This window comes from uncultured Actinomyces sp. (assembly GCF_963542285.1).
Classification (GTDB): domain Bacteria; phylum Actinomycetota; class Actinomycetes; order Actinomycetales; family Actinomycetaceae; genus Pauljensenia.
This window is the reverse complement of sequence record NZ_CAUTWQ010000009.1, coordinates 32,836-46,010: the sequence shown is the minus strand read 5'-3', so window position 1 is coordinate 46,010 and position 13,175 is coordinate 32,836. Positions and strand designations below refer to the sequence as shown.

Sequence of the window (13,175 nt, the reverse complement as noted above, 5' to 3'; positions counted from 1 at the left end):
ACACCCCTATGTTTAAAAATAACGCTTATCGTCCAGGCCAGGACTGCATCTTGTTGAGCATCTCAACCTTGTAACGGTCCCAGAGTTTTCCGCCCCACTTGACCGCAATCGCAATAAGGCCTGCGCTCCATGCAACTGAGAATACAAAGGCTCCAATAAATGCGACCGTGTTGCCGGCGGTGAAATACAGAGCCAACCACCCTGGAAGTGCACCAAGAAGTCCCCCGAGCGTTGAAGCCGAGATCGCCCACATCGCGACCATGCCCGATCCAGTCCCACGAGTACTCAGGGGAGAAGCTCCCGGCTGTTGGACTTGATAGACCCAGCGGCTTCCAATGATCATTGCCGTTGAAGAAGAAGCAGCCAAAAGAAGCACGCACAGGCCCAAAACCCAGGCAGTGTCGGCAAGAGTATTACCCAAAATAGTGCTTGCAATGCTATCTGCGATGAGGATCACCGGAGTGATCACCACCAAGGAGCCAAGCAGGCGTCCCAAGCGGTCTTGAGCGCCACGAACTCCAGAAGCGATGGGAACCCACGCTGCAGTGGAGTCATATTGCATATTTGCCCCAATTGTCGCCCCGATGAGCAAAGGAGCCATGTACAGGAAGAAATTGAAGGAGAAGGGCACCTCGCTGCGGCTTTCACTGTCCATCAGGAAACTCATGAGAACTGCCATGAAGGGGAAGATAATGCTGGACGCAAGAGAGGTCGATAGGCGCGAATCATGAAGCCAGTAGTAAACGGTCTTCGTTGCCATGGAAGCGCTTTGAGGTGAGAGGCCAAGTGCTTCCCAGCGCTGTACGTACTTGAGTCCCAGTGCACGTGAATCCTGGCGCTGCTGCTCACGTTCTTTGGATGCGCGCTCCTCATCAATGTGAAAGCGTCCCTCTTTGATTGCCTGCTGAGCTTGCGCAGACACTGGGTGGGAAACCCCATGCATCGCTGGTTCCAGAACCCTCAGCCACAGGAACCAAGCCGCGCCGGCAGTAAAGGCAGCAATCGCGAAACGGATCCCGGCCGTCAGGTAGTCACTCTCGCTCACAGATGCGACTACTCCAAAGAAGGAACCAAAAGGCGTTGTGTAAACGACTGGAAGCGCAGCCAGCACCGCATCATATGAGAAATGCTCGGCAAGGAGTTGGAACCAGATCCCCATCGGCGCAAAGACAGAAATGAACACCATGGTCCCGATGAAGCCCGCTAAGTTCTTTCGCCTTGAATCTTTTTGAATCTGGTTTCCCGCCCAAGTGGTGATTGCCTTTGCCCAGACGATTGCGGTCACAAGTGTGAGCACCCCGGCAATGAGTGAGCCTGCAGCCATGGCCCAAAGCCCCCGGAAGAGATAAAACCAGGCGGGAAGAATGATGAAGAGTCCAGAGAAAATTGCGCCAATACCCACGCATGAAGCGGCTATAAGTGCGCGCGCGAGCTGATGCGTAGGTGCGACAAAGGGAGAAAGTCGGCGCGGCTCAAGAGAATTATCCATCGATGCCATGATCACTGGGCAGATGATCCAGCCCACGAAAATCACAGGTCCGGGAAGCATGACAAAGACCCATGGAGCTTCAGTCACCATGGTTGCAATCTTGGCAATACCAAAGTAGGCAAAGCCCGTGAAACCCAAACCGTACACAATGCCGATGATCGAGAAAATCAAAACGGCTGTCTGGCTGCGCACCGTATTCCACATGATGCGCAGTTTCATGCGAATCAGTTGGCCAGCCATGACAGTCCTTCGCTGGTGTGAACGCCGCCAACCAGCTGGGCAAAACGCTCGTCAAGGGACATTCCCGCTGCAACCTCTTCGGTCGTGCCGGAGGCCAGTACTTGTCCGTGATTAATCACCGCAACGTGCGTGCACAGCTGTTGGACTGTTGCCATGACGTGACTGGAAAGAATGACCGTTCCCCCGCGGGAAGTGAAGTCTTGCAAGATCTGGCGGATATTTGCCGCCGAAACCGGGTCAACGGCCTCGAAGGGTTCGTCAAGAACCAGGAGAGAAGGAGCGTGAATGAGTGCTGCCGCCAAGGAAATCTTCTTCGTCATACCAGCTGAGTAGTCCGAAATGAGTTTCTTTCCAGCATCGGTCAGGTCCAGGGTGTCCAGAAGCTGGTGAGCTCGCTGGCGGGCAGTTTCTCGATCCAATCCGCGAAGCATTCCAACATGCACCAGGAAATCTGGGCCTGAGAGGCGGTCAAGTAACCGCATGCCGTCAGGCATGACGCCGAGCTGTGCGCGAGCCGCATGATCGTCTTTCCATACATCAATTCCATTGACGTAGGCGGTTCCCTGATCGGGGGTGAGCAGGCCGGTTGCCATGTTGAGAGTGGTGGTCTTGCCCGCGCCGTTGGGGCCGACGAAGCCGTAGAAGGAGCCCTTGGGGATATCGAGGGTGAGGTTTGCGACGGCAACCAAGTTTCCGAAAATCTTAACGAGGCCACGAATTGCGAGTGCGGGAGGCTGAGCTTCCACAGGAGCTTGCGTCGTTGAAGGGTGGGCCGGGGGAGGAGTAGGTATAGACATGTTCCCACAGTAGTGAATATCTCCTCAGCTGTGGAGAAAGCTGCAGAATATGGACGCTTATTCCCCTTTATCTGGGGGACAGCTGAGGATTCTCAAAAGTGATACTGAGATTTTGTGAAAATGTTCTTTATGCCTTCCGAGGGGGACTAACCTTTTGGGTGATCGGGGTAACAGGTCAGGAGTGTGCCTGCTCTGTCCTCACAGACGATACCCGCTGTTTTCTGTATTCGGATTCGTTCGCCTTGAGAGGAAGATGCACATGCTGCATGCGAAGAATCGGACACTGGTGACCACTCTTGCGACACTCTCGCTCGTGGGGATCCCCATTGTGGCTTACGCTGAGCCGGCAGGAGGTGAAACAGCTAGAAGTGATGCACAAACGGAATCTCCCTCGCCCGCGGCTGTAACTACAGCCCCAGAGGAGGCAGCTTCCGTTCCCACTGCCGAGGCCTCGCAAGCCCCGGGCGAGGATCGCGCGGCACCAACGCTGGTGAGCATCGGCGATATCCAAACCCCAGGTGATGGAGATGACTCTCACCTGATTAATCAAACCGTTGAAACCAAAGGCATTGTGACCGCGGCCTATCCCAAGGGAGAGAACGCAAACCTTAAAGGCCTTGAAGGGTTCACCATCCAAACCCCCGGAACAGGCGGAACTTGGGATCCCGCGCGAAGCACCTCCGATGGCCTCTTCGTCTTTATGGGGAAATCCTCTGCCTCAATGCCTTCCATTGGAGACTGCGTTGTCGTCAAGGGCAACGTGGCTGAGTATTCAGGCGTGAAAAATGCAACCGCCTCAACCCAGAGTTTGACTCAACTAGTTCCGCAAAATATCACAGCAGTGAGCGGATGCGATCCCGTTAAACCCACGGAACTGAGCGGTGTGCCGACGCAAGATCAGATGGAAGCGCTTGAATCCATGCTGGTTCTGCCCAAGGACACCTGGACAATTACGGATAACTACAAGACGAACCGCTACGGGACGCTCTCGCTGACCCCTGGAACCGAGGTTTTGCGTACAGCGACCGACGTTGTTGCCCCCGGTGCCGCTGCTCAAGCCTACGAGGCAGAAAACGCCGCTAAAACAATTGATCTGGACGATGCCTCGACCACAGACCTGACGAATTTCAAGCAGAACGGGCACAAAGAACGCTACGCCTACCTGGCCAACGGAGCGCCTGCGCGCGTGGGCTACCACGTGACCTTCACTAAACCCGTTGTCTTGGAATCACGCTTTGGAAGCTTCGTTTTCCAACCCACGCAGATGACCGCTGGTTACCCTGATCGCTCTCCGATCACCATCACGGGGGAGCGTCCAGCTGCTCCGACAGTGAGCGGGGATACGAAGGTTGCAACCTTCAACGTTCTCAACTACTTCTCTAACTTGGGCGAGAACGAGGCCGGATGCAAGGGATACGAGGACCGCGACCACAAGTACGTGACCGCTAAGGACTGTAAGGTCCGCGGTGCCTGGTCCGCGCAAGCTTTCGCGAACCAACAGACCAAGATCGTTCAGGCAATTAACACAATCGATGCTGACGTCGTGGCATTGGAAGAAATCGAAAACCCTGTAGCCTCCGGTGTGAGCACTGACCGTGACGGTGCGCTCAAGAGTCTGGTCAATGCGCTCAATGCCGCTGCGGGATCTGAGGTCTGGGCCTATGTCCCCAGCCCCTCGACCATTCCCGCAAACGAGGACGTCATCCGTATCGCTTTCATCTACAAGAAGGCAACAATTACCCCGGTCGGAGACTCCGTCATTTACGATGATCCGGCCTTCACGGGCCTCGCGCGTCAGCCCCTGGCCCAAGAATTCAAGCGGATTACTGATGCAGACCACGAAGGCAAGAACTTCGTTGTCATTGCCAACCACTTCAAGTCCAAGGGATCTGCACCCAAGAACTTGTCCGGTGCAGAAGCAGCAGCAAACACTGACAATGGCGATGGACAGGGTAACTCCAATGGAGTTCGTGTGAAGCAGGCCCGGGCGCTTGCCACCTTCGCACAGAGGTTTAATGGAATCCCGACACTGCTTGTGGGAGACTTCAACGCCTACACGAAGGAAGATCCGCTGAAGGTTCTCACCGATGCAGGATGGACCCACGTGTCGGGTCACGGCGACTCCTCCTACGTCTATGGCGGTCGCTCGGGATCGATGGACCACGTCTTTGCCAACTCTGCAGCACACCCGCTGATCACCGAAGTGAAGTCCTGGGCGGTGAACGCGCAAGAAAGCATCGCCTTCGAATACTCGCGTGCCAACTACAACGCCTACCTGGCTTTCGAGGCCGATAACCCCTACCGCGCCTCGGACCACAATCCTGAAATCATCGGTTTGAATCTCATCACCCCGATCGCCCAGCCGCCGGTCGGCCCCTCCGCCCAGCTTTCGACTCAGGCCTCGGCTAACCCCGGCGCCCCCGCAGGTACCTCCGAGCAGTCTGCCTCGGCAACAAAAGCCAAGCAGAAGCGCTCCAAGCTGGCCTCGACCGGCGTGAATGAAACCATTCCACTGGCCCTGGGAGCCCTGGTGTTGGGCGTGGTCGCCTGCACCATGCGCCGCCGGACCCTCTGACCCTCACCAACCATCACGAGAGGAACACACAATATGTTCACCACTTCACGACGAGTGGCGATTGCAACCGGTGCGGCACTCGCACTCTTTGCAACACCGCTGACTGCGCTCGCGGAGCCTGCCAGCGACGCCACCCCCACCGCGGAAGCGAGCGCCGAGGCTCCTGCCGCTACCCCCACTGCCGAGGCCTCGGCAAGCGAAGCGACTCCTGCCCCGGCCACCGCTACCGGAACGGAGCGCGGAACATCCGATATCGTCACCTTGGACCTGTACAACCTGACCGATGTACACGGACACATTGAGTCGCAAACGGACCGCAAGACCAAGAAGATCAGCGAAGCAGGTCTTCCGGCGATGAATTGCTATCTCAAGCGAGCAACCGCAACGAACCCGAACTCAAGCTTCACCTTGCTGGGCGACAATATTGGCGCCTCTCCCTACACCTCGGGCGCGTTGAAGGATAATCCGACCATTGAGGCGCTCAACACGATGCATCCCCTGGCCTCGACCATGGGTAACCACGAGTTGGATATGGGCCAGGCTGTTTTCAAGCAGCGCGTCGATGGCTCAAACCCCTCTGAGTTTGTTCAGACGAACTTCCCCTACCTGGCTGCAAACGTTGATGGAATGGGGACCTGGGGTTCGGGGACTCCGTACTTGGGAGAGTACAAGCTGTGGACCTCTCCTTCAGGAGTGACGGTCGCGTTCATTGGTGCAATTGCAGGGGATGTGCCCTATAAGCTCAGCCCCGGAACCACTGCGGGTCTGACCTTCAACGATCCGATCGCCAAGATCAACACGCTGGCAAAGCAGCTCAAGCAGGATGGAACCGCGCAGATCGTCATCGCCATGCTCGATGATGACGTGAAGAATAACTACCCGAAGATGAGCGCCGATGTTGACGGCCTCATGGGTGGGGACACGCACGTGCCTTACGAATTTGACCATGTCGATTCGCCGGTTACGCTCACTTCTGCAAATCCGCTTCTCGCGGGTGTTGCCTCGGGTTCCTACACGGATAACCTAGGCCTGATCCAAATCTCCTACGACACTGCGACCGGAAAGGTCGTTAAGGCCGATACCAAGCTGATCCCTGCTGCAACCGTCTACGAGTGCGGTGAAGACCCTGAGACGAAGGCCGTCGTGACCCGTGCGCAGCAGGCCTCGGCAGTCGCGGGTGCTGAGGTTGTGGCACGTGGCTACACCGAGAGCTTCCACCGCGGTATCTTCGAGGCACCCGATGGAAGCATCGAAAAGGGCGGTAACCGCGGCATCGAATCGACCTTGGGTAACCTAGCGGCCGACGCGATGCGCGAAACGATCCGCACAGCCGATGGCAACCCCGTCGATATCGGCATGATCAACGCCGGTGGTTTACGTGCGGATCTTGAACCCGGTAGCGATGGCACCATCACTTACAAGCAGAGCTACGATGTCATGCCCTTCTCGAACGAGCTGGGATACGTAACCATCAAGGGCTCCGATGTGAAGGATGCTCTGGAAGAACAGTGGAAGACGAACCTGAACTCGCAGAACTCGCGCCCACTGCTCAAGCTTGGTCTGTCGAAGAATGTTCAGTACACCTACGATGCCTCTAAGCCTTACGGTGAACGTATTACCTCGCTGCTCGTCAATGGTGCGCCCATTGATATGAACAAGGATTACACGGTTGGATCGGTGACCTTCCTCCTTGCGGGAGGAGACACCTTCCCGGCGCTGACCCGTGGGACAAAGACGGTTTTGGGCAACCTCGACCGTGATAAGTTCAACGAGTATCTGGGTGCACACAATGGCATTAAGGCCGCGACCCTTAAGCAGGCAATCGGCGTGACACTCCCGAGTGATCCGGTGACTCCCGATCAGGAATTCACGGTACCTTTGCGCGGGCTGTCCTTCTCCGAGGGCCCTGGAAAGACCCAGAATGTCAAGGTTTCCTTCGGATCGGTTGTCGCCAGCGCAAGTGTCGATAACTCGCTGCGTGAATTGCATGCCTCTGACGAAGCCTCGATCATCACGACTGATGGTGCAGGTCAGGCAACTCTGAAGGCCTCGCTGCCGATGTCGGTGTGCGCTGCCAAGCCCGAAGGGGGAGTGCTCTCCCTTCCCGTCACCGTTGAGACCGACTTTGGAACCGTTGTTCCCGAGGCCTCTGGTTTGACTGTGTCGGTTGCTTGCCCAGTCGTTCAGCAGCCTGCATCGACGAACACCGCGGTGAACCAGAAGGCTCCGAAGGGCAAAAAGCTGGCGAAGACCGGTTCTGTAGCTGGAATTGCAGCCTTGGCCGCTCTTGCTCTGGGCGGTGCAGGGGTTGCTCTGCGTCGCAAGAAGAACTGAAACGGATGCTGTACTCATGAGGATCTCAATCTGATTGAGCACTGAATTCGCACGTGGGTGGCACGGCCGTATAGCTGTGCCGCCCACTGCGTTTGTCAGCTGTGTCAATTTGATAACGCTTGTCTTCAAGGCTTTGGGGCTTTTGTGCAAGTGTGCCCATATGTTGAGAGGGCAACCGTAATTCGGAAATGAATAATTAGTGCATTTATGCGGAAAAGATGAGTTTTATAGATTCGTTATCGAGCTGTATCCAATCCGCCTTGACACGCCTAATTGTGACGGGTGAAACTCATTAGTGGGCGTCAACGCAGCACACTTATGCGTTCTCGCAAGCGGTGGTGCGCGTGTCTTCCAAGCGGTTGATTCGCGCTGTCGCAACCAACCTACTGTGTATCAACACACTCTACTTGGAGGAATAACGGCATGAAGACCCTCACAAGAATCGTTGCAGTCGCTGGCGTTGCTACGCTCGCACTGACCGCGTGCTCGTCCGGTTCGAAGACATCTTCGGATTCCGGCTCGACCTCGGGCGCATCTTCCAATGGCGCAAGCTTCAAGGCTTGCGCCGTTTCTGATGCTGGCGGTTGGGACGACAAGTCCTTCAACGAATCCGCATACAACGGCCTGAAGGCCGCACAGTCGAAGCTGGGCATCCAGATCAATACGGCAGAGTCCTCCTCTTCGTCGGACTTCGTGCCCAACACCGAATCCATGGTTTCCGACGGCTGCAACCTGATCATCGGCGTTGGCTTCAACCTGGAGAACGCGCTCCACGCCTCTGCAAATGAGAACAAGGATGTCCACTACGCACTGGTTGACTCCTCCTTCACGGATGCGTCCAACAACACCGTCACCGTTGAGAATGCACGTCCTCTGCTCTTCAACACCGCTGAAGCTGCTTACCTGGCTGGTTACGCCGCAGCGGGCATGACTAAGACCGGCAAGGTTGCCACCTTTGGTGGTATCCAGATCCCTTCGGTTACCGTCTTCATGGATGGTTTTGCCGATGGCGTTGCCGCCTACAACAAGGCCAAGGGCACCAATGTCCAGCTTCTCGGCTGGGACAAGGCAGCTCAGAACGGCTCCTTCACCCAGTCCTTCGATGACCAGGCACTGGGCAAGCAGCAGGCTCAGCAGTTCATCGATCAGGGCGCTGACATCATCATGCCCGTCGCCGGCCCCGTGGGCCTGGGTGCAGCTGCTGCTGCAAAGGCCGATGGCAAGACCTACATTGTGGGTGTTGACTCCGACTGGTACGAATCTGCCCCCGACTACAAGTCCATCATTCTGACCTCGGTCATGAAGGAAATCGGCGCTTCGGTTGAGCAGGCCATCACGGATTCCGTGAATGGTAAGTTCAGCGCAACTCCTTACGTGGGCACTCTGGAAAACGGTGGTGTCTCAATCGCTCCCTTCCACGAATTCGATTCCAAGGTTCCTCAGGATCTGAAGGATGAGCTCACCAAGCTCACCGAACAGATCAAGACGGGCGAACTGAAGGTTGAGTCCGCGAACTCCCCGAAGTGATTCGTGAAAACTAAGTGAAGGCGCGGTGGTCTCTCCACCGCGCCTTCGCTGTATCAGCTATCCTGAAACCGAAACTCAACCGCGCAGAAGGGCGGAGTTACAGTGAAGTTGGAACTCAAGGGGATCACCAAACGTTTCGGTCCTCTGGTCGCAAATAATGACATCAACCTCACCATCGAAGAAGGGCATATTCACGCGCTTCTTGGTGAAAACGGAGCCGGTAAATCAACGCTGATGAATGTCCTCTACGGGATGCATCAGCCCGATGAAGGAGAAATCCTCATCGATGGGAAGCCGGTCCACTTTAACGGCCCCGGTGATGCGGTCGCCGCGGGGATTGGAATGGTGCACCAGCACTTCATGCTAATCCCGGTCTTTACCGTCGCAGAATCGATCGCTCTGGGTTTTGAACCGACAAAAGCAAGTGGGTTGATTGATCTTGCACAGGCACGACGCACTGTTGAAGAAGTCTCTGCGCGCTTTGGTTTCGATCTTGATCCCGATGCCCTTATCGAAGACCTTTCTGTTGGTGCCCAGCAGCGAGTCGAAATCGTTAAGGCCCTCTCGCGTCAAGCGAAGGTACTTATTCTTGATGAGCCAACGGCAGTTTTGACTCCCCAGGAAACCGACGAACTCATGACGATCATGCGTCAACTTGCCGATGCAGGAACATCCATCGTCTTCATTACCCACAAACTGCGCGAGGTTCGCGCCGTCGCAGATGAAATCACCGTCATTCGACGCGGAGCCGTCGTCGGTGAAGCATCTCCGCAGGACTCCGAATCCGAGCTTGCCAATAAAATGGTTGGCCGCTCGGTCATGATGCGCGTTGACAAATCTGATGCACATCCAAGCGGTGGGGGATTGGAGTTCAAAGAGATCTCCATGCTTTCTCCTACGGGTCTGCCCCTCCTCGACCACGTATCTTTCACAGTCGAACGCGGTGAAATTGTTGCGGTTGCTGGTGTTCAAGGTAACGGTCAGACCGAACTTGCACAGACCATTTTGGGCCTAGCCACCCCGAATTCCGGTGAAATCTTCCTCGAAGGAATTGACATTACACACGCCAACCCCCGCAAGTCTTTGGACGCGGGAATCGGCTTCATTCCCGAGGACCGTTCAACCGATGGCATTATTTCCTCTTTCTCGATCGCTGAAAACCTGGTCCTGGACCAGTACAAGGACTCGCGTTTTGCGGCTGGTCCAATGCTCAAGCTCGGAATCATCGCTCAAAATGCGCGGGCTAAAGAGAAAGAATTTGACATTCGCCTGACGTCGATCAGCGATCCGATTTCTTCGCTTTCGGGTGGAAACCAGCAAAAGGTCGTTGTCGCGCGCGAAATGTCGAAGGACCTCAACCTGCTTGTTGCGAGCCAGCCAACTCGTGGCGTGGACGTGGGTTCGATTGAGTTCATTCACAAGCGCATCGTCGAGGTTCGCGACCAGAACATTCCCGTTCTGTTGATTTCGTCCGAATTGGATGAAGTGATTTCGCTTGCCGATCGCATCGTCGTGATGTATCGAGGTCGCGTGATGGGTATCGTTCCTGCAGATACCCCGCGTGATGTGCTCGGTTTGATGATGGCCGGTGTTCCCCGTGACGAGGCTGTGGCGGGCGAGCAGGAAAACGCCGAGGTTTCGGATTCATATGAGGAGGAGAACTGATGACCGCGGTAAAGCGTCCTTCGAAGGCACTGGTTGTGTGTCGTCACATCTTGGGATCGCGGTGGTTCGTTTCCATCCTCGCGGTTCTCATTGCCTTTGCCCTAGGTGCGATTTTGATCGCGATGACCGGAGCATCGGTACTCGATGCCTATTACGCGATGTTCCGCGGGGCAATCTTTGACCCCAGCGCACGCAGCTTCCAACGTCAGATCAAGCCGCTGACAGATTCCCTGTTCTTCTCAATCCCCCTGGTGCTGGGCGGTTTGGGTCTGGCTCTGGGTTTCCGCGCAGGGTTGTTCAACATCGGCGGAAAAGGTCAGATTATTTTCGGTGCTCTTGCCGCTGTGTGGGTTGGCTTCGCAATGGACTTGCCTCCCGTTATTCACACCCTTGTCGCTCTTCTTGCAGCGATGGTCGCCGGTGCTCTTTACGCCGGAATCGCCGGCGTACTCAAAGCAAAGACCGGCGCTAACGAAGTCATCGTTACCATCATGTTGAACTCGATCGCCGCCCTGGCGCTGGGCTATATCCTTTCGGAGCCATCGTGGCAGGTCCCGGGTTCTAATCAACCTCAAACTCCGAAGGTTGCGGACTCAGCCGCTTTCGCTCGCATTCTCGATGCGCCCTTCAAGATTCACATGGGTGTTTTCGTCGCGCTCCTTGCGGTCATCATTTTCTGGTGGATCATTGAGCGTTCGACCTTGGGCTTTGAAATCCGAGCTGTTGGTGCCAATCCCGAGGCCGCCCGTACCGCCGGAATTTCGGTTGGGAAGATTACCGCAATCACCATGGCCCTCTCAGGTGCCTTCCTTGGTCTTGCTGGCGCAAACGAGGCCTTGGGTACGGTTGGTTATGTCTCGCGCGATATCACTGGCACCATCGGCTTTGACGCTATCACGGTTGCTCTTTTGGGTCGGAACAAGCCCCTGGGCACTCTGGGCGCAGGCATTCTTTTCGGCGCGTTTAAAGCAGGTGGCTACACCATGCAGGCCAAGGGCGTCCCGATCGATATGATCCTGATTCTCCAGTCAGTGATCGTCCTGCTCATTGCAGCCCCCATGCTTGTTCGCTGGCTCTTCCACCTGCCCAAGGAAACCAAGAAGAGCTTGCGCGCTGAGCTCGCTGAACTGAGCGATGATCACACTGAAGAGGACGGGAAGAGCCCGGCCGCGGCCTCGGCAGTGAAAGAAAACGCAGCGTCTGAAGGCGGCGATGCCGTCGTCGATGGCGCCTCCACCGATTCGGAAGGAGAGGCACGATGAGCCAGACGCAAACAATGAATGACGTTCAACTCAAGCGTTCATGGAAGATGCCAGTTGTCTACGTTCTGGCAGCCCTTCTGCAGATTCTTTTCGTTGTCAAGGTCAGCGGCGACGTCACCATCCGCCTCAATGACAAGTCCCAGAGGCTCAATATTGACGATATTGTCACCCCCGGACGTCCTATCCTTCTGGTGCTGACAGCGTTGACTCTTGTGGTGGCCATGTGGTCGATCTACTCGGTATGGGCACGCCGTCAGAATCCGCGTTGGCTTGATGTCACCATGATGATTATCGCCGGGATTGCAACGGTCTTCGGATTCCTGATCTATGCAGGTTCGGGTTCGAGCGGTGTCGTGACACTGACCTCGACACTGTATTCGACCGTTGCAATTTCAACGCCTCTGATCTTCGGTTCACTTTCGGGCGTTGTTTCGGAACGTGTTGGCGTTGTCAATATCGCCATTGAAGGTGACCTGCTCTTGGGAGCTTTCGCAGGCGTCATGGCTGCCTCGTACTTCCAGACTTCATGGGCGGGCCTGATCGCAGCGCCGATCGCGGGTGCCTTCCTTGGCTGCCTCTTGGCACTCTTCTCGGTCAAGTATGGCGTGGATCAGATCATCGTCGGTGTGGTCTTGAACGTCTTGGCAGCGGGTCTGACGACTTTCTTCTACGGAACGTGGATGACGAAGAAGGCCGAGCTGTTCAACACCAACAGGTTCTCGCTCCCAGACATCAAAATCCCGCTCCTAGGTGAGATCCCAATTCTTGGCCCCGTGCTCTTCAACCACAATATCTTGGTGTACCTGATGTACGCCACGGTGATTTTCTTGGCGGTTTACCTTTACCGCTCGCGCTGGGGCCTGCGCCTTCGCGCCTGTGGTGAGCACCCGCGAGCAGCCGATACCGTCGGCATTAACGTCAATCGCACGCGAACCCTCAATGCCATCCTTGCTTCCGGTTTTGCGGGATTGGGCGGTGCATTCTTCACCATCGGTTCGAACCTGTCCTTTACCGACAATATCTCCGCAGGTAACGGCTACATCGCCCTTGCCGCAATGATTTTGGGTAAATGGCACCCGATCGGTGCTATGGGTGCAGCACTCATGTTCGGTTTCGCTCAGGCCCTCGCGCGCCTGCTGCCCAACCTTGAGCAGTCCATTCCTTCGGATTTAATTTCGATGATTCCTTACATCGTGACCATCATTGCGGTCGCTGGATTCGTTGGAAAGTCGCGTCCGCCGGCAGCCGAAAACGTTCCTTACACGAAGTGATCGACGGCTAGGTAG

Annotated in this window: 8 protein-coding genes; 6 read left to right on the top strand and 2 right to left on the bottom strand. The window is 56.0% G+C overall.

Annotation, left to right across the window (positions count from 1 at the left end; genetic code table 11):
* Positions 1-25 precede the first annotated feature (25 nt).
* Positions 26-1,729 (bottom strand): hypothetical protein, encoded by a 1,704-nt coding sequence (locus RW023_RS05345; RefSeq protein ID WP_315580227.1) that lies wholly within the window; start codon positions 1,727-1,729, stop codon positions 26-28.
* Positions 1,714-2,526, bottom strand: a complete 813-nt coding sequence (locus tag RW023_RS05340; RefSeq protein WP_315580226.1) for an ABC transporter ATP-binding protein — start codon at positions 2,524-2,526, stop codon at positions 1,714-1,716. Before RW023_RS05340 ends, RW023_RS05345 begins: the two co-directional genes overlap by 16 nt.
* Before the next feature lie 259 nt (positions 2,527-2,785).
* Here RW023_RS05340 and RW023_RS05335 point away from each other — a divergent pair, with 259 nt between their 5' ends.
* From RW023_RS05335 to RW023_RS05310, 6 genes are all read left to right on the top strand, one after another.
* Positions 2,786-5,101 (top strand): ExeM/NucH family extracellular endonuclease, encoded by a 2,316-nt coding sequence (locus RW023_RS05335; RefSeq protein ID WP_315580225.1) that lies wholly within the window; start codon positions 2,786-2,788, stop codon positions 5,099-5,101.
* A gap of 33 nt (positions 5,102-5,134) precedes the next feature.
* Positions 5,135-7,435: a bifunctional UDP-sugar hydrolase/5'-nucleotidase gene (locus RW023_RS05330; RefSeq protein ID WP_315580224.1), complete on the top strand. Its 2,301-nt coding sequence runs from the start codon at positions 5,135-5,137 to the stop codon at positions 7,433-7,435.
* Positions 7,436-7,858: 423 nt separating this feature from the next.
* Positions 7,859-8,962: a BMP family ABC transporter substrate-binding protein gene (locus RW023_RS05325; RefSeq protein WP_315580223.1), complete on the top strand. Its 1,104-nt coding sequence runs from the start codon at positions 7,859-7,861 to the stop codon at positions 8,960-8,962.
* A gap of 102 nt (positions 8,963-9,064) precedes the next feature.
* Positions 9,065-10,627 (top strand): ABC transporter ATP-binding protein, encoded by a 1,563-nt coding sequence (locus RW023_RS05320; protein WP_315580222.1) that lies wholly within the window; start codon positions 9,065-9,067, stop codon positions 10,625-10,627.
* Positions 10,627-11,889 carry an ABC transporter permease gene (locus tag RW023_RS05315; RefSeq protein WP_315580221.1) on the top strand — a complete coding sequence of 421 codons (1,263 nt, stop codon included), beginning with the start codon at positions 10,627-10,629 and terminating at the stop codon, positions 11,887-11,889. The genes RW023_RS05320 and RW023_RS05315 overlap by 1 nt, the downstream gene beginning before the upstream one ends.
* Complete coding sequence (locus RW023_RS05310; protein WP_315580220.1) at positions 11,886-13,160, top strand: ABC transporter permease; 1,275 nt, start codon at positions 11,886-11,888, stop codon at positions 13,158-13,160. Before RW023_RS05315 ends, RW023_RS05310 begins: the two co-directional genes overlap by 4 nt.
* Positions 13,161-13,175 lie beyond the last annotated feature (15 nt).